Origin of the sequence: Bacillus sp. AFS002410 (genome assembly GCF_002556365.1) — a bacterium.
Classification (GTDB): Bacteria; Bacillota; Bacilli; order Bacillales; family Bacillaceae_G; genus Gottfriedia.
Window position 1 is genome coordinate 440388 of sequence record NZ_NUEU01000001.1, and the last position, 20365, is coordinate 460752.

Below are 20365 nucleotides of genomic sequence, written 5' to 3' on the forward strand. Positions count from 1 at the left end.
AAATTAGATTTTAATTTATATCAAATTTTTACAAATTCCCGGGAAATATCTACAAATTTCTTGATATAGGAAATAAATTCTATGTGTGACACTATGTCGAAAATGACTAGTAGAGATTGAATAGTATAACCTCAGTCATAACAATGAAATATACTATTTTTTCAATGAAGTTTACTTAGAATATTGATTACAATCTTGTGCATTACACAGAAAAAGCCCCCGAATAGCAGGGGGCTTTTGTAGTTTAAATCGAACATAATAGTATTTTAAATATAAGAAAGCTAGTTTATTGTACGCCTAAAGCAATTTTAATACTTTCTAAAGTAGCAGATTTATATTGTTTTTGTGGCTCAGGTGCATTCTCTGCATATTGATTTTGTTTCAGATAGTTACTTTCTACAAAATTCAAATCATTTGCATCAACTTTTCCATCAAAATTAATATCTGCCTCTCTTTTGCTAGTGCCCCAATATGTTTGGATGTATAATGCATCAAGAACATCAATCACATTATCTTGATTCACATCACCAGCAACTGCCTGTTTAATAAAGTAAGAGGTTGCAAGTTTCTTTTGTTGACCAAACAGAGTACCCTTGTATTCGAAACCAGACATCATCGGAATTTTTACCATAAAGTGACCTGGTAAAGTGAATTCCCAAGACCATGAATCGCCAGTTAGTGGTAATTTTGAAATAGAGAAGCGGTTGACATCCTTTACTAAATTCGGTGTAATATCAAATACGTTACCATTTGATTGTGTTAGTTTAATGGATGCACCTGAGTTTGGCCAATCTACATTTTTATATTTATTTGTTGTACCTGGATTTAAAAATCCTTCTGCATTAAGCGGACCTTCAAGTTCAGAGAAGGAAGATAATAACCCCCATGTATATCCTGCTTTAATTAAATTAGTAGTTCCTTCTAGGGTGTTAATCGTAACTGTTGGATCTATTTTAATAGATGTACCAAAAACAGCATCTTTCACTTTTAAGGTTACATCGACCGCAGCCACTTTGTCATTTATTTGAGTCGTTGATGGCAGATCCAATTGTACAGTTGGACTACTTGAATTCGTAAGAGTCACTTTTGCTTCTCCATATTGGCTTAACTCTGCATTTGGTTTGGCATCGACTATTTCAAAGTTTTTATCTAGATTACCGAAAGTCCAGTTAGCAGATGATAGGGATGAAATATTATCTAATTTCAGTGTTGCCTTTACGGTATCACCCATCGTTACTTCTTTTATTGGGCTAGTGATATATGCGTTTGGTGTACCCTCTTTGATAAAATAGTATTGTTTTTTAACAGTACTGTTTACAGCCACATCTCTACCTTTTACGGTGAAGCTTTGAACTGGGTATTCTGGATACATAACAATATCTTCTGAAAACTTTCCATCTTTATCCATGTAAATAATATTGGATTCAGCTGAATTAATAAACGTATATTGAAAAGAAGTATCCGATAAATCTACGTCCATCCCAGCATCTTGCATTTCCTTCACCTGTGGATCAGTAATTTGCATCGAAAAAGGATACGTTTCTTGTCCAGGTTTGTATTCGTGAAATGGTGATTCCTGATCTAATGATGTAGTAACTTCTGGTTGTTCAATATCTACATAAAGATCAAGATAACCGGTAAAGGTTTTACCTTTCGCATTGGTCGAAATCAGCTTTATCTTGTAGTAACCTGGTTTTGCGTTTTGAGCTATAGCAGAAATCGGATGATCAGGATCACCAGTAAATGGATAATAGCTACCAAATATAGCTAAGGGGGAAATAATCTGTGTATTTGTATTTAATTTAGATAGATCAATTGATGTAGCGTATCCTAGATCTTGGCCGGTTTTTCCATCTTGCCAAACGATATCCATATTTTGCATAGGTGTTTTCATATTAAAAGTTAGTACAGGCGCAACAGTACCTGAAGCCATTCCCATCGGTTCTGTTTGCGAAATTCTATATTCTAAAGTTGTTGTAGCTTTATTGAGTGCATATCCATAAAAGCCTTCCTCTACTGCTCGTATACTAAAAGGAATACGATATTGCTCATTTTTATCTTTTTGGTTTGTTAAGATAACATAACCAGTATAGACGCCTTCTTTTGCTGTTTTCGGAAAAGTAAGCGATACGTTTACATTTTTAGTTTCGTTTTTCTTGACTTGAATCACTGGGTCTACGGCCAATTTTATTCCGCTAGTAGTTGGGTCAGAAGTACCTTTTATATTTTGAAAATGAACAGTTGCAGTTAACTTTTTATTTTCTTTTTCAAAGTTTTGCAAAGTCACTTTTTTATTAATTGAAAGGTCCTCACCTGTATAAAGTTCACCAAAGCTAATTCCACCCGACTTTTCGTCAATTTTGACCATTTCTTCTCCGAATGGAATGAGGGTTTCATCTTTAACTTGAACTTCCATTTTTGGATGAATCGCTTCATTTGGGTCGACTCGACCTGCTCCTTGTTCATAAGGAAGATAGTCTCCATTTAGTGGATCCGCAGTATTCATTAAAAGGGTCTTAATATCCTCAGGTTGCAGATTTGGATTAGCTTGTAACATTAAGGCTGCTATACCTGCTACATGAGGTGTCGCCATAGATGTTCCACTCATTCGAGCATAGGCACTTGAGTAATCAGTAGGTGTATCTGAGTTAGTTATATAAGCAGGTACAGTGGAAAGAACACTAACACCTGGTGCGACAACTTCTGGTTTTACATCGAAGTTGGCTAATGAAGGACCACGGGAACTAAAATCCGCTAGCTTATCTCCTTCTGTTTCGGTAACAGTTACATCAGTAAAGGTAAATTTATTGTTACCTGCAGCAACTTGCGTCTTTAAAGCTTGTCCGTCTTGTTGAGTTACAGAGAAAGTAGGAATAAAGTCATTTGCTTCTCCAAGATAAGCCCCAATTTGGCCTTCAACATTGTTAAATAGAAGAACTGCTTTCGCACCATGTATTTTTGCAAACTTAATCTTATCTGCTAGTGCGTAGGTACCTCTTTCGACTAACGCAATTTTGCCTGCTACATTTTTATTGGTGTAGTCAGCATCTCCACCTAATCCAACATCAACCATGTCAAAACTTTTCCCTTTTAATGTTGTGAGATCATCAGAAAAACTTCTTGCCATCGTTTGTAGTTCAATCGATGATTCAGATGCAACTTTACCCTTCATGGTTGTAATTGGCATCGAAATATCACTCGCACCAACAGTAAGTGCTAAAGCCGCCGCTCCAGGAGATCCTAAAGTATAGAACCCAGGTCCAGAGTTTCCAGCTGCAATTACTGCGGTTACACCACTTAAAACAGCATAGTTAATCGCTGTACTAGTTGGATAGTATGGATCATTAAGGGTAGCACCTAACGAAAGATTCATAACATCCATTCCTGATATTACTGCTTGATCAATTGCAGCAATAATATTAGAGGACGTGCCCGAACCGTATGGGCCTAGTGCTCGATACACATATAAGTCCGCGTCCGGAGCAATTCCTGTGACGGAAATCTCACTATTACTTTTCGCTTGTGAAGCGATTGTACCTGATACATGAGTGCCATGTTCGGTGTAATAGGCAGAACCGTTAGCAGCAAATTCAGCTGATCCTGATTTTTTCCAATCTTCATAGGTTGTTTCCATCGGATCATTGTCATTATTTACAAAGTCGTATCCACCTTTGTAGGCATCTTTGAGATCAGGATGATTGTAGTCAATTCCTGTATCGATGACAGCTACTTTGACTCCCTTACCTGTGATACCTTCTTCGTGTAGCTTGTCTACACCTAAGAATGAAACAGGATCGCCAGTCACAGTTGAATTCGTATTTTCTGATTTACCAGGCTTTCCATTAGACTCTGCAATAGAAGGTGGTTCAATTGTAAACGTTGTATCCTTGTAAATTGCTTGAACAACATCTGACTGCATAAGTGATTCAATTTGGTTTGCTGGTAGCGTCATAGAAACTCCATTATAGGAAGCTTTGAAGGAACGCTTGATTTGGTAAGGTGTTTCTACCATATTTAAACCTTTTCCAGTTGAGGGAAGAGATCGTTGCAAACCAGCTTTAGCAGGAAAGATTTGTTTGAGATCATTTAAGAATGTGGAATGATCTTGATCGACCTTGCTTTGTGCTACATCTCTTGTTAACGATTTTCCATCTAAAGCAGCATCAACAACAGCTACTTGATCTGGTTTTGATTTAAACTGAACGATAACGGAAATCTCTTTGTTATCTTTTAACTCTTTCTCATCAAACCCTTGAAGTCCATATAGTTCCTTTGCTTCAGACTTTTGTAATGCTGCTCGTTGTGCATCCGTTAAGGAAGCTAGAATTTTTTCGGCACTACTTTGAGTTTTAGTAGCTGCATTCGTCAAACTAGAATACGTGTTTGGGAGGATTAGCCCCAATGTTAACACTACAGGAGTTGCTTTTTTTAAAGTCTGATAAACCAATCGATGTTTACTCTTTTTCATATTTCTCCTCTTTTCAACTTGATTAAAAATTTTCAGAAAACTTTCATTTTTAAATTTTCAAAAAATTCTCATGGGAGTAATGTTAATATCTAATTTTGGAGATTACAAAGGGGGTTTCTTTAGGTACAAACTACCTGTTTTTATTGAGGAAATTATATGATGTAGATTTTTTTTATCTGTTTTCATTAAATCTAGGTTAGAAAGTATCAAAATTTATTGGGGTTTTATTCTAACATTTTAAATAGATTTTAAGGAAGTATATTTTTACCAATTGATAGAAATAGCAATTATCATTGATAACATTAAAAACTATGATTTAAAATACGTAGTATAAATATTAATTTAATAGAATTAGGGGTAGTTAAACTATTTAAGTATACTAATGCGGAAAAAACAAGGGGGGACAACATGATCCAAGGGAAAATTATAAAGTTTTACCGTGAACTTCAAGGTTTAAGGCAAGCAGACTTAGGGAATCAAATTTGTTCTAGTACGCATATTAGCAAAATTGAACGTGGTATAACAGAAGTATCTGAAGAAACAATCAAATTGTTAGCTAAAAAACTTGATATAAACATGCATGATGAAATCGAAACGTACTATAAATTGAATTCAGTTTTAAAAGAATGGCATGAAGCAATAATCTTAAAACTAAATTCAAAAGCAACAAGCATGAAAGCCAAGTTAGAAGGAATCTCGCTATTGAAAATCCAAGATTTTTATCGTTTTTACACACTGGTTTTAACTAGATATTATTTATTAATTGGTGAAAAAAATCTTGCTAAAGCTTTGATTGAAGAGATGAATTGTTGGCAAGAACTTTCACCTTATGATCAAAATATGCTATATCATATTAAGGGGAAGTTTTATCTTGACTATCAGGGTGAATATAAACGAGCGATTTCTTATTTAAAGAGAATTGATCTAACCTACTACAATAATCCGGAATATTATTTTGATCTAGCTGTTGCCTATATGTGTATGAATTCGCATGTGCTTGCGTATCATTACGCTAATAAAGCATTACAATTTTTTACGAATGAGAACAGCTTTAATCGCATTCTTGAAACTGAAATGTTAATGTTGATTCAAGTTGAACAAGAAGAAATTTTTGATACAAAAGATTCAGGGTATCCAAGATTAATTGAAATGGCTGAAAGTCTAGGTTTAAATGATCAAAAAGCTAAATTGCTTCATAATTATGCTTACCAACAATTTCGTAATGGTTCATATAAACAAGCATTCGATTATTATAGTCAGTCCTTAAAATTACGTGATAAATCACATCCTCATTATCTAGTAACCTTAGAAGGATATTTAAATACAGCTTCAAAACTAGGTCTACAATCTAATATAGACTTGATTAAAACTGCAAAGAAAGGGCTCGCTTTAGCAAATAAATCAAACGATGCTATGTATTTACACTATTTTCAGTTACATGTCTTTAAAATTCAAAATTTAATAGAAGAATACTACCAATATTTAGAGACAGTTGCATATCCGTTTTTTAAGGAGAAAGGCTATGGTCTTGCAACTGAGAATTATGAAATTAAATTGTTCGATTATTATTTAAAAAGAGGGGATATTGAGCGCGCTAATCAGTTTACACACTCAATAGTAGATCGATATCGAAAAAACAGTGAGCTTGTTTAAAGTTAATAAATTGAAGCCTTGTATTTAATATAAGGCTTTTTATGGTTTGAATAGGAGATTTTAATGTAAAAACCCCATTTATAAACAAGTATTCGGCATCTTTCCTTCATTTATTTCACCTAGTAGTAAAATTTTCAGAGTGAATAACCCCCATTGCTGTGTAAATCTACAGAGATTAAGATAATTTCAGGAAGATTTTTCTGAATATTTAGAAATAGAAATTTCTCTCTACATACATGATTTACTAGGAGGAAGAAAATGGGGAAGAATCGTCAAAAACATAAAACTGTAAAGAGTTTAACAGTTTTAGCTTTATCTACTTGTTTCGTTTTTGGTTCATTTGGTCAAGCAACAATAGTCTCACAAGCAAAGAGTAACTCCAAAGTAGAAGATATTCTCGGGAATTTAACATCTTCACAAAGAGCAGCTCTACATCAATTATCAACGACGGATGAAACTGGGCTCAAAGTTTCACCTGATATTAATTTAGCATCAAAAGCTCAAACGCCTGTCATTGTTGAATTCACTAATAAACCAGCAAAAGTTGCTCAAATAGAAGCGAGTCTAGAAGGTAATAGTTTAACGGAAGCAAAAGCATCTAGTTTAGTGGAAAGTGATCATGAAGAGTTTAAAAAAGATATTGAGAAGTTAAAATCCAATAATAAAAAATTGGATTTTAAAATTAAACGTACATATAAAAATGCTTTTAATGGTGTTTCAATGAGTTTACCGGCAAATCAAATTAATGAGCTGTTAAAGTCTAAAGTTGTAAAGAAGATATGGAGTAATCAAACATTTACGATTAATCCACCTCCAGAAGATGACAAAAGTGGTGAATTGAAAGCAGACGAAGCTAAAGTTGGGAATTACTCACCTTACGACGGATTAGATAGCTTACATGCTGAAGGTTATACAGGAAAGGGTATAAAGATTGGGATATTAGATACTGGTATTGATTATAACCATCCTGATTTAAAGGACGCTTATAAAGGTGGTTATGATTTTATTGACAATGATAACGATCCGATGGAGACAACCTATGAAGACTGGAAAAAATCAGGGGAACCAGAATTTGATGGTACATCAGCTTATTATACCGAGCATGGTACCCATGTAGCCGGTATAATTGCTGGTCAAGGAGTAGCAAATAGTGAATATAAAAAAGTTGGAGTAGCCCCAGATGCAGACATTTATTCTTATCGTGTACTTGGTCCTTATGGGGGTGGTGATAGCGATGGAATAATAGCTGCAATTGATAAAGCTGTAAGCGATGGCATGGATGTTATCAATATGTCTTTAGGAGCAACGATTAATGATCCATTATTTCCAACGTCAGTAGCTGTAAATAATGCAGTAATTAGTGGTGTGACTACAGTAGTTGCTGCGGGAAATAGTGGTGATAGCTTGTATTCACTCGGGGCACCTGGTACATCAGCATTAGCTTTAACAGTAGGGGCTTCATCAGTAGCAATTGATTTATATCAATACTCAGGTGTTAACAACAATAAAAATTACTTATTAAGACAAATGGCTCAAAATTATTTAGATGACTTAACATCATTAAAAGGTAAAACATATCAACTTGTAGATGTTGGTTTAGGAAACACCTATAATTTTACTGGAAAAGATGTTAAAGGGAAGATTGCCTTTATAAAGCGGGGTTCTATTGCATTAATGGATAAAATTAAAAATGCAAAAGCAAATGGTGCTGCTGGCGTAATTATGTATAATGATGAAGCAAATAAAGCAGAAGGAACAATCAAGGAATTATTAGGAGAGTCCATGGACGCAATCCCTTCTTTTTCAATAGCGTACGAAGATGGTTTAGCCATTTCTAATGCAATTAAAGAAGGAAAATCAGATTTTACATTTGGTGATTTTTCAAAGTTACAAACGGCATCAGATGAATTAGCTAGCTTTAGTTCAAGAGGTCCATCTCGTATTAATTATGATATTAAACCAGAAGTGACTGCACCAGGGGTATCAATTCTTTCAACAGTTCCATATTATATTAATGATAAAACAGCGGATGGTACAAAAGCACAGGATTATCAATTTGCTTATGAACGTTTATCGGGTACATCCATGGCTACACCTTATGTTGCAGGAGTATCGGCTTTACTACTTCAATCAAATAAGGGTCTCACTCCGTCTGATGTGAAGTCGATTTTGATGAATACAGCGGACCCGTTGTCAAAAGCATATAGTGTATTTGAAGTTGGTAGTGGCAGAGTAGATGCATATGAAGCTATTCACTCAAATGTGGAATTAGTAGTAAAGGATAAAACACCTAGTATTATTAATGGAAAACAAAAATTAATCGATGAAGACACAGGTGGAATGAGCTTTGGATCTTTCGGATTTAATGACCAAGCCATTTCTGATTCAAGAACTGTTACACTTAAAAACAGAAGCGAAAAGGTGAAGACATTTAGTATAAATGTTAAGTTTCAAACTGATCAAAGAGGATCAAAAGATGCTGCTTTAAATAATGTATCGTTAGTAGGGCCAAGTTCAATTAAATTAAATGGAATTAGTCAAAAATCGATTAAGTTTAACTTAAACATTCCAAAAACGGCAGACAAAGGGACTTATGAAGGATATGTGGTATTTACTAATAATGAAGATCCAACAGAGCAATATCAAATTCCGTTTGGTGTGCGCGTAGTAAACGAGGGGATTTCAACATTTAAAGTGGAAAATCCGCTATTTTCAACTGGCTACACATGGCCAGAGACAATGTATCCATTTCTCGGTTTCTCATTTGAGTTAAAGTCTCATATGAAGACTTTAGATGTAGTAATACAAGATCCAATTACTGGACAAGACCTTGGATTAATAGGTTCATTTGATACTTTACAATTAAATGAAAATCAATCTTATTTTATCCCAAGAGGGTTTGATGGTAATTATTATCCATTTACAGGCGATTTAAAAAATCCTATTAGTAGTGAAGCTGAAACAATAAAAACTGGACATTATAAATTAAGATTGGTCGGGACTAATGAAAGTGGAAAAGTATTCTCAGCAGCTTCAGATTTCTTATACGAACTGGGTGCACCTACAATGACCAGTAGTTTTGATCAGTTAGACCAAAAAGTAATTGAATACAATGATGGTCAATTAGATTCAAATGGACAATTTTTATATGATTTTACTATTAATGTACAAGATCCAGAAGTTGAAGAGGCAAATCGTATAGGTATTCCTGTTGATCAATCTAGTAATTCAGTAGTATCGTTTTATGGTGGTTTTCCGGCAAATCCAATCAACACAGATAAAGACGGAAATTATGAAGATCAAATTTTAGTTAACAGTCAATTTCAACCATTACAAGTCCAGTTTTATGGTATGGACGCTGCGAAGAATCCTTCTGCGGACGCGTCAAATATGTTAAAGGTCGTTTTCGTAAAAGATACGTACCCATATTATTATTTAAAGGCAAATAAACAAAGTATCACAACGGGGGACACGGTTAATTATAGTGTGCGTTCAAATAATATTAAAAACTTAAAAACTACTAAAATTTCGTTACCAGTATTTACAGATCAAGCTAGCATTGAGAATGTGACTGTAAATGATGAGGTGAAAAAATATGGGGAAGCCAAAGTCACCGTAGAAACTAGTCCAACAAACTGGCCAAATGTACAACAATTTACATTTACTTTTAATTATGAAGGTACTAAATCACTTCCTGAGGATTTACAGTTATTTAATTTCGATGTAAAGACATTAAATAAATTTACGGTAAGTACTCCATTCTCATGGCATCTGATTAATTCTACGACAATCGATCAATCGAATGTTGAGACCTCAGATGTGTACACTTATATGGATGGTTATAAAAATAATCAAACAGTATCAATGTTAGAAGGTTCTTTACAAGTAGAGGGCGCTTATGACCCTACGACTGGTCAATTAAATAATGATTTAGACCAAAGAATGATTGATGCAAAAGTTACTGTTAGTTCATACGACGAAAAATCAATTGTTGAAGTACCAATAACAAATAATAATGGTCCATTCGAAGCAAATGGTTTTAATGCTGATAAAAATGATTACACTGTAAGAGTAGATGTTCCTGGACATTTTACATTATACAAACAAGTAAATTTATCAGATGAAGTGCGCGGTAAGTTAGTAGGAAAAGATCTACAAGTTAATATGCCAATTGCTGCAGCTGGTGATGTAAATAAAGATAATGTAATTGATATTTTGGATGCGTTAGCTGTCCAAACATATTGGGGTACAAATAAAGCCTCTGCAGACTTTAATTTTGATAAAGTAGTAGATAAAAAGGATATGGATTTTATTATTAAAAACTTCGGATTACAAAACAAAACTGTTCAAGATGCACCGAAAGCGAAGACTACTTATAAAGGTGAAACGTTAGACAGTATATTGGAAAAGTTGGGTTTAAGTAAATAGTAAGACATTTTAATAATTGGTACATCAAAGACTCGTGGAATAATTCATGAGTCTTTTTTATTGATTATTGCAACCTAAAGGATTGATGACTTAATTTACAAAAATCAAATATAAAATCAAGGTTAAAATATCCTAATAAACTCTTGGGAGGGATGACATAGCTTTTGTAGAATTTTATCTATTTATGGCATGATGTGAAAATGGAGACAAAAGGGAGAAATATTTCATTTTAGGAAAATCACTACTTAAAAAAAAGTAATTGAGTCTAAAATAAATAAATTGAGTAGATTTTAAAATTAATCAGTAGGTAATAGATGAATGGAATGGTTTTTCTATTGATTTCATTATGTTTTTTTGTTGGCACGAATTTTGCTTAATGATTTGTAGGGAGAGATAAGTTCTACTCATTTGTTCCTGTAAGAGATGGACGGAAATAGGAGGTGCTTTAGAAGACAAATTTCATATTACTTATTCACTCGTCTAGAATTTTGTTTGAAAATGTAATTAAGTGGAAGATAAATATCAAAAAATGAGACAATCCTCTATTTTACTTTTTATGAGAATTCTATGGCCATTAAGCTCATCTGTTCTTTGTTTAGTTTCTGTAGTGTTTTTAGAGATTATTAGAAAATGTAAAGGTTTACAAAAGTTTATGCTATTTTAGTAGATATATTTTTCTATTATTTCGTTTTATTTTTTCTGAATATTCTAAAATAAAAGGTGGGTCAATATGGAATCTAATAGTGAAAAAGGGCAGTTGCAACGTTCCATGAAAAGTAGGCATTTGTTTATGATTTCACTCGGAGGAGTAATCGGTACAGGTTTATTTTTAGGTTCAGGTCTTACGATTAATCAAGCTGGTCCAGGTGGAGCAGTTGTTGCGTATTTATTTGGTGGATTGGTGATGTATCTTGTAATGGTTTGTTTAGGTGAACTATCCGTCTCGATGCCAGTAACGGGTTCATTTAAGACTTATGCTACTAAATATATTGGACCTGGTACAGGATTTACGATTGGCTGGATGTATTGGCTTAGTTGGGCAACAACTGTTGGTTTGGAATTTACCGCAGCTGGGATGTTGATGAAAAGATGGTTTCCTAATGTACCTGTCTGGGTTTGGTGTCTTGTGTTTATCATTCTTTTGTTATCCTTAAATATTCTTAGTGTAAAGGGCTACGCTGAAACAGAGTTTTGGTTTGCAGGAATTAAAGTATTTGCTGTTATAGCGTTTATTCTAATTGGAGCGGCTGCCATTTTTGGGTTTGGTAGTAAAGGTCATTCAGCCCCGATGTTTACTAATTTTACAAATGATGGTGGACTTTTTCCACATGGCTTTTCATCAATATTTACTAGTATGATGGCGGTTGTTTTTGCATTTCAAGGGGCAGAGGTTGTTGGAATTGCAGCCGGTGAAAGCGAAAAACCAGAAAAGACTCTTCCAAAAGCAATTCGTAGTATCATTTTTCGTGTATTGATTTTTTACGTGTTAGCTATCTTGGTCTTAGCAGCTTTAATTCCATGGAGGCATGCTGGTGTAGTTGAGAGTCCATTTGTAGCTGTTTTTGACAGTGTTGGGATCCCTTATGCTGCTGATATTATGAATCTTGTTATTTTAACGGCACTCCTTTCAGTAGGAAATTCTGGATTATATGTTTGTTCTCGAATGCTTTGGTCACTTTCCAAAAATGGTATGGCACCTGCTGCATTAGGTAAAGTGAATTCCCGCGGTGTTCCGGCTAATGCAGTATTGTTCAGTCTTTTGTTTGCTTTAGTATCATTACTAACAAGTGTAGTATCTGCAGAGACTTTGTTTGTAGTCCTGCTGTCTGCAACTGGACTAGCAGGTACACTCAGCTGGATGGCAATTGCATTATCTCAATTCAATTTTAGAAGGCAATACATTAAAAATGGTGGAGATGTTAAAGATTTAAAGTACAAAGTTCGTCTATTTCCATTAGTTCCTATTTTATGTCTTGTTCTATGCGGAATTTCTATTTTATTTATGGCTTATGATCCGGCACAACGTTCATCCCTGTACGGTGGATTAGGGTTCATGGGTGTAAGTTATCTTTATTACTTTATACGTCACGGAAGACATAAAAATAAGGTTGGCATTAAACAAGATCATGGAGAAGTACCTGTACAATAAAAAAGATACTGTAGAATGAATTTACTAAAAATTAATTAAAGGAGCTGGAAATCTATGAAAAAACCTTACTTAGTTGTTGAATGGAATGATAGTGAGACAGATGCAAAAGGGTGGTTGGTAGTACATAACTTTGTCAAAGGGTATGCAGGTGGAGGAACACGAATGCATCCGACAGTGACTAGAGAAGAAGTAGAACGTTTGGCAGAGGCAATGGCTTATAAATATATGGCTTCAGAAAGTATCACTACAGGCGGTTGTAAAGCTGGTATTGCCTATGATTATAAAGCTCCGGATGTGTATGAAGTATTAAGAAGATTTTTAATTGCAATGATGCCATATGTAGAAGCAGGAGTATCTTTAGGAAGTGATTTAGGTACGAAATATGAGGATGTACTAAGGGTATTTGATGAATTCAACGTAGGAATCCCTTTAACTAAATCGATGAAGGAAAATGTAAGTGTTCAAAATGGAATTAAAGATTTTAATAACTTGCTAGCTTCTAAAATAGATTGTTTCCTGCTAAACGATGCAGTAACAGGCTACGGTGTTGCATATTGTGCAGATGAAGCATGGAAGTTTAAAGGGAAAAATAAAGAGGCGAAAGTAGTTATTCAAGGATTTGGATGTGTAGGAGCAAGTTGTGCGTTGAAGTTATCACAGTTAGGCTATAAAATTGTCGGCATTTCGGATGCAAATCTACTTGTTACTTGTGAAGAAGGATTAGATGTTCAAAAATTAATTGACCATAAAAATTCACATGGAGAAATGAATCAGGCGTTTTTTGAACCAAATTATGTGGTAAGAACTAACTCTGAATGGCTTGATGTAGATTGTGATATTTTGATTCCTGCAGCTTTAGAGGACGTAATTAATGGATCAAATGGCAATAAAGTAAAGGCGAGTTTAATTGTAGAGGCTGCAAACATTCCAATCTCTGCTGAAGGTGACAAGATCATCAAACAAAGAGGGATTGATGTGGTGAATGATTTTGTAGCGAATTTAGGAGCAATTAGATTTTATGATGCCGTTATTTTTGGATTAGTGAAACCTGATCCTCAGGCAGTAATAGATGATATTGAAAGATTAAGCAGAAAAAATACGTTTAACTTATTTAATGAAGCTAAAAAGCAAAATCGATATCAAAGAGAGATTGCTTGCGAACTGTTTGAGCCAACTGTTCGAGATTTGATTGAATGTTAAAATAACAAAATTAAAAATCAGTAAGGTTTTAGAAAAGGGGTTTCTCATATATTGGGACACCCCTTTTCTTTTTGGATGGGTTTTAAATAAGAACAAAATATGAACTATATTGATAAAGTTGTGAACTTCGTTGATAAAATGCTGAATCTCGTTGATATAATGCTGAACTTCGTTGATATAATGCTGATTCTCGTTGATAAAACGCTGATTCTCATTGATATAATGCTTACTCTTGTTGAGATAGTGCTGATTTTCATTGGAATAATACAGTTTTTTCGATGAGTTACCATCGAATCTCGTTGATATTTTTTGATAGTCCCACTTTCAACCTGAATTTTATTAATGAGTTAATTTTGACAGTTTTGAGTGAATTTTAGGTTTGTTTATCTCTATTTAGGACTGTAATAACTATCTACGTAGGAGTTTTGAAGTTGGCATGAGTTTTGCATTATGAAAGATATAAAGAAAATGAGGGACAATCTATCTCTTTAATTTTCTAAATAAAGCAACTACAGAAGTGGTACCCATTTAATTGTCTAGTAGAAACTAGTAAATTAGCGGAGGAAAAGTAAATGAAGAGGTGATCAAATTGCCGGGGGCATTACATGGTGTCAAAATTATTGATTTAACTAGAGTACTAGCAGGTCCCTTTTGTACGATGATCCTTGGTGATCTCGGAGCTGAGGTAATCAAAGTTGAAAGTATTAGCAGCGGGGATGAAACAAGGGGTTGGGGGCCTCCTTTTGTTGAAGGAGAAAGCGCATATTATTTATGTGCTAATCGAAATAAGCAAGGCATGACATTGAACTTAAAATCTAGTCAAGGTAAAGAAGTTTTAAAAAAGCTCATCTCAGAAGCGGATGTTGTCGTCCAAAATTTTAAACCTGGAACATTAGCAAAACTAGGCTTTTCCTATGAAGAAATGAAAGAAGTTAAAAAAGATATTATTCTTGCATCAATTAGTGGGTTTGGTAGTAAAGGACCTAATTCTTCACTTCCCGGATATGATTATATCATTCAGGCGATGTCTGGTTTAATGAGCATTACTGGAGAGAAGGATGCCGAGCCAACAAAAGTGGGGGTTGCCATATCAGATGTTTTAACGGGGTTATTTACATGTATTGGAATTCTTGCTTCTTTGCAGCACCGAAATCGTACAGGTGAAGGACAAGAAATTGATATTTCACTATTCGACTCTCAATTAGCTGCTTTAGTTAATGTGGCTAGCAACTATTTATGTAGTGGAGCTGTTCCTGAGCGATTAGGGAATTATCATCCTAATATTGTTCCTTATCAAGTTTTTTCAGCTAGCGATGGCGAGATGGTGATTGCAGTTGGAAATGACAATCAGTTTAATCGATTTGCGCTATTGATTGAAGAACCGATTTTATTAGACGAATCTTATAGGACAAATGCTAGTCGATTACAGTATCGAAAACAAATTGAAGAATTAATTTCAAATAAAATAAAAACAAAAACTAAAGATGAATGGAAAGCCCTTTTAGATAAAAATGGAATTCCAAATGGACCTATTTATAACGTAAGTGAGGCCCTACAGTCTGAACAGGCTAGATCAAGGGATATGGTGCTAGAAGTAAACCATCCAACCGTAAAGGATCTACAGTTAGTTGGTTCACCTCTAAAATTATCAAAAACACCAGTTGAAGTTTTAAGACATCCACCACTGCATGGGGAACACACTGAGGAAGTAATGAGTAAACTTGGTTATTCTCAATTAGAAATAGAAGAAATGAAGCAAAATAATACAATTTGAGGAGGAAATAAAATGAATTTTTCATTAACAGAAGAACAAAGTAGTGTAAGAAAGGTAGTTAGATCATTTGTAGATCGTGAAATTATACCGTTCATTAAGGAATGGGATGAAAAAGGACATTTTGAAGTGAATATTTTAAAACGTCTTGCTGAGTTAGATTTAATGGGCGTATGTATTCCTGAACAATATGGTGGAGTTGGAATGGATTATAATACTTTAGCAATCATATGCGAGGAATTAGAGCGAGGCGATACAGCTTTCCGTACTGCTGTTTCAGTACATACCGGATTAAATAGCATGACGTTATTGCAATGGGGAAGTGAAGAGCAAAAGGAAAAATATCTTGTTCCTCAAGCACAAGGGAAGAAAATTGGGGCATTTGGGTTAACTGAGCCAAATGCAGGTTCTGATGTAGTTGCAATGGCGACAACGGCGGTAAAAGATGGGGATAGTTATATTTTAAACGGTTCAAAAACATGGATTTCTCTATGTGATGTAGCTGATCATTTCTTAATTTTTGCAAAAACAAATCATGACTTAAAGCATCATGGCATTTCTTGTTTTATTGTAGAACGTACTTTTGAAGGAGTTTCTACAAAAGCGATTAAAGGGAAAATGGGAATTAGAGCAGGAAATACTGGAGAAGTATTTTTAGATGATGTAAGAGTACCTGCTGAAAACTTATTAGGATTCGAAGGTGAAGGATTTAAAATTGCAATGTCTGCGCTTGATAATGGAAGATTTACTGTTGCAGCGGGTGCTTGTGGATTAATTCAGGCATCACTTGAAGCTAGCGTAAAATATTGTAATGAGCGAAAAACATTTGGTAAAGAAATCGGAAAACATCAATTAGTACAACAAATGATCGCTAAAATGTCTTCAAATCTTGAAATCTCACGTCTATTAGTCTATAAAGCTGGATGGTTAAAAAATAATGGAAAACGTAATACTAGAGAAACATCACTAGCAAAATGGATTTCTTGTAATGCAGCAAATGAAGCAGCTAATGATGCTGTGCAAATTCATGGTGCATATGGATTTTCAAATGAGTTCCCGGTAGAGCGTTATTTAAGAAACTCAAAAGCGCCAGTAATTTATGAAGGAACAAGAGAGGTTCATACAATTATGCAAGCTGAATATGACCTTGGTTATAGAGAAGATAAGGTTTTAAGAAAGATGCTTCCAGCTTGGCCATTTGAAGAGGTTAATGTAGAAACCGTTAAAGCTTAATAAAAAATACAACTAGCTAATAGATAGCTAGTTGTATAGGAAGACTTTGCATAGTAGAAGGGAGTGCTGAGCAATGAAAATTAGCGGAGGAAAAGCTGTAGTCAATGTTATGGCAAAGGAAGGGGTAAAAAAAGTTTTTTGTGTACCTGGTGAGAGTTATCTAGGAGTAATGGATGCGTTATATGAGCATCCAGATATTAACTTGATTTCAGCCAGACACGAAGGTGGAGCTTCGTTTATGGCGGAAGGCTATGCGAAAGCATCAGGTGAAGTAGGTGTCTGTATGGCAACTCGTGGAGTAGGAGCTTCGAACTTGGCGATTGGCATTCATACTGCCAGCCAAGATTCTACACCTCTAGTTGTGCTAATTGGACAAGTGGAACGCCCATTTAAAGAAAAGGAAGCATTTCAAGAAGTTAATCTAGTCGGGATGTTTAGTCATTTGTGCAAATGGACTGTAGAGATTGATCAAGTAGAACGAATTCCAGAAATTTTACACCGTGCGTTTCATATTGCTCGTTCGGGGCGTCCTGGTCCTGTGTTAGTTGCATTACCCCATGACATGTTAGAAGACACGGCCGAAATGGTCGAGATTCCAGTTTATCAGTCTCAGCCAACTCGACCAAATAAAGAGAGCGTTCATCAAGTAGTAGAAATGATTCAAAATGCAAAACGTCCCATTCTTATAGCAGGTGGGGGCGTCATCCGAACGCATGCTGTTCCTTTACTAGTTAACTTTGCTGAAACTTTACAAATTCCTGTTGTTACTGCATTCCGTCGTTTTGATGCGTTTCCAAACTCACATCCTTGTTATGCAGGTTGGTTAGGTTTTGGAACACCGAAGTATTTACTCGAAGCGATCGAGAATGCAGACGTAGTGATTGCACTAGGTACAAGATTTTCCCAAGTAGGAACGCAGGATTATTCACTGCTTTCAGGAAAAGGGAAACTAATTCATATTGATATTTCTGATGAGGTATTCGGAAAAGTTTACGCTCCTACATTGGCAGTTACAGCAGATGCGAAAGCTTTTTTAGAGGAAGCAGTAGCAGTTGCTTTAGATACAACGTTATCTTCAGATGAAGCGCTAGTAGAAAAGCTACATAACGAATATATGAACTTTTCAAAAGCGAAGGAAGATTACACAGATGAATACGTAGACATGGATGGTTTTATGTACGATATCATCTCGCATCTTCCAAAAGATACGATTATTACGAATGACGCAGGGAATTTCTTTGGTTGGCTTTCTCGATATTATCGCTTTGAGCATGAAAATACATATGTCGGACCAACATCTGGAGCAATGGGATATGGGCTACCTGCTGCGATTGGTGCAAAACTCGCACAGCCACATAAAACAGTTGTTTCCTTCTCAGGAGATGGAGGTTTCATGATGACACTGCAGGAAATCGAAACAGCAGTACGTTACAACATTCCGGTCATTTCAATTGTCGTGAACAATAATTTGTATGGAACAATTCGTACACATCAAGAAAAGCATTTTCCAGATCGAGTAATTGGAACTGAATTGACAAACCCGAATTTTGCAGAGCTTGCCAAATTATTTGGTGCATACGGTCAGAAGGTTGAAAAAAATGCTGATTTTGCGCCTGCACTACAAAGGGCATTATCATCAGGGCGTCCAGCTGTGATCGAGGTAGTAACAAATCCGAAAATTTTATCTGTTAGTCAAAATAAGTCTAAAGAGAATTTACTTTATAGCAAATAAAGTAGATTGCTAGCAATTGGCATTATTAGTTTAAAATAATCTAATTGGGGGAAATGACATGCGTTTTGCAAATTATATTAATGGACAATGGAAACAACCTACTTTAGGAGAATATCGAGAAAATAATAGCCCTCACGATGGTGAATCATTAGGAGAATTTCCATCAAGTACTGAAGAGGATACACGAGAAGCCATTCTTGCAGCTAAAACGGCATTTCAGTCATGGAAGAAACTTTCTTATCAACAGCGAGCTTCATACCTTCAAAAAGCAGCAGACATTTTAAAAACAAAAGTCCAAGAAGTAGGACGTGATTTAGCACTAGAAGAAGGAAAAACACTTGCTGAAGGTATTGGAGAAACGCAGCGTGCTATTAGCATCTTTGAATACTTTGCAGGAGAAGCTAGACAGCCAGTTGGAGAAGTGATTCCTTCTGGAAATACAAATACATTCTTATATACGACTCGTACACCAATCGGGCCAATTGGACTGATTACTCCTTGGAATTTTCCAATTGCAATCCCTGTATGGAAAATGGCCCCAGCACTTGTGTATGGTAATACGGTCGTTATCAAACCAGCGGATCTGACACCGAAATCAGTCTATCATGTCATAAAAGCACTTGATGAAGCTGGGATTCCTTCAGGAGTTGTGAACTGTGTATTTGGTAGAGGGTCAGTCGTTGGAACTGAATTAGTTGAACATCCATATATTAAAGCGATTTCATTTACAGGCTCAAATCAAGTTGGAAATCAGATTCAGCAGAAGGCTTCAGCAAAAGGGAAGAAGGTTCAAATGGAATTAGGTGGAAAAAATCCACTTATTGTTCTTGCCGATGCAGATATCGAAAAAGCAGTTGAAATAGCTGTGAGCGGTGCTTTTAGATCGACGGGTCAAAAGTGTACAGCAACGAGTAGGGTCATTGTGGAAGAATCGGTTTACGAAACATTTCGTGACCGACTTGTAGAACGTACAAAGACATTAAAAGTCGGCAATCCACTTGATGACGATACATTTGTTGGGCCAGCTGTATCTCAATCGCAACTCGATAGCGTGCTTGCGATGATTGAAGCAGGTAAGGATGAAGCAACGCTATTATATGGTGGTGAAGTTCCAGCAGAAAATGATCTGAAAAATGGTTTTTATGTACAACCTACCATCTTTGAAAATGTCTCCACAGATGCTCGTATTGCTCGAGAGGAAATTTTCGGACCAGTTATAGCGCTTTTTAAAGTGAAAAATTATGAAGAAGCAGTAGATATGGCGAATGATACAGAATATGGCTTAAGCGCGGCAATTTGTACAAACAATTTTACGATCGCACAGCGCTTTGTTGAAGACATCGAAGTTGGGCTAGTACATGTAAACAACGAAACAGCAGGATCAGAGCCACAAGTACCATTTGGAGGCTGCAAAAGTTCAAGTACTGGTTCACGTGAACAAGGGAAGACTGCAATCGATTTTTATACGCAGGTTAAAACAGTCTATATGGACCAAATGTAATTGGTTTAAAGTAAAAAATACCCGGCTATGTACCGGGTATTTTTTTTGACTGTTGAAAAATGAGTTTGTGAACCCCTTATGAGTAACAGTTTTTCAGAAATGAGTCCTTTTAGTTACTCATGGACCCTCTATGAGTAACAGTTTTACAGAAAAGAGCCTTTTTAGTTACTCATGAACCCTCTATGAGTAACAGTTTTTCAAAAATGAGCACTTTTAGTTACTCATGAACC

At 35.4% G+C, this 20365-nt stretch carries 9 protein-coding genes; 8 read left to right on the top strand and 1 reads right to left on the bottom strand.

Going from position 1 to position 20365, the window contains the following annotated elements; translation table 11 throughout:
* Positions 1-286: 286 nt before the first annotated feature.
* Positions 287-4468, bottom strand: coding sequence for a S8 family serine peptidase (locus CN692_RS26990; RefSeq protein WP_098117319.1), 4182 nt, complete (start codon positions 4466-4468; stop codon positions 287-289).
* Positions 4469-4876: 408 nt separating this feature from the next.
* Between CN692_RS26990 and CN692_RS01965 the strand changes: the two genes are divergently transcribed.
* The 8 genes from CN692_RS01965 (at position 4877) to CN692_RS02005 (ending at position 20135) form a co-directional block, all read left to right on the top strand.
* Positions 4877-6121 carry a helix-turn-helix domain-containing protein gene (locus CN692_RS01965; RefSeq protein WP_098117320.1) on the top strand — a complete coding sequence of 415 codons (1245 nt, stop codon included), beginning with the start codon at positions 4877-4879 and terminating at the stop codon, positions 6119-6121.
* A 258-nt stretch (positions 6122-6379) separates the two neighbouring features.
* Complete coding sequence (locus tag CN692_RS26995) at positions 6380-10549, top strand: S8 family serine peptidase (RefSeq protein WP_098117321.1); 4170 nt, start codon at positions 6380-6382, stop codon at positions 10547-10549.
* A 730-nt stretch (positions 10550-11279) separates the two neighbouring features.
* The gene (locus CN692_RS01975; RefSeq protein WP_098117322.1) at positions 11280-12698 is read left to right on the top strand and encodes an amino acid permease; all 1419 of its coding nucleotides are present in this window, start codon (positions 11280-11282) and stop codon (positions 12696-12698) included.
* 54 nt (positions 12699-12752) lie between these two features.
* Complete coding sequence (locus tag CN692_RS01980; protein WP_098117323.1) at positions 12753-13898, top strand: Glu/Leu/Phe/Val family dehydrogenase; 1146 nt, start codon at positions 12753-12755, stop codon at positions 13896-13898.
* Between the two features lie 589 nt (positions 13899-14487).
* Positions 14488-15672, top strand: a complete 1185-nt coding sequence (locus CN692_RS01990) for a CaiB/BaiF CoA transferase family protein (protein ID WP_098117325.1) — start codon at positions 14488-14490, stop codon at positions 15670-15672.
* Positions 15673-15684: 12 nt separating this feature from the next.
* Positions 15685-16902: an acyl-CoA dehydrogenase family protein gene (locus CN692_RS01995; protein WP_098117326.1), complete on the top strand. Its 1218-nt coding sequence runs from the start codon at positions 15685-15687 to the stop codon at positions 16900-16902.
* Positions 16903-16975: 73 nt separating this feature from the next.
* Positions 16976-18634: a thiamine pyrophosphate-dependent enzyme gene (locus tag CN692_RS02000; RefSeq protein WP_098117327.1), complete on the top strand. Its 1659-nt coding sequence runs from the start codon at positions 16976-16978 to the stop codon at positions 18632-18634.
* 58 nt (positions 18635-18692) lie between these two features.
* Positions 18693-20135: an aldehyde dehydrogenase family protein gene (locus tag CN692_RS02005; RefSeq protein ID WP_098117328.1), complete on the top strand. Its 1443-nt coding sequence runs from the start codon at positions 18693-18695 to the stop codon at positions 20133-20135.
* The last annotated feature ends 230 nt before the right edge of the window (positions 20136-20365 follow it).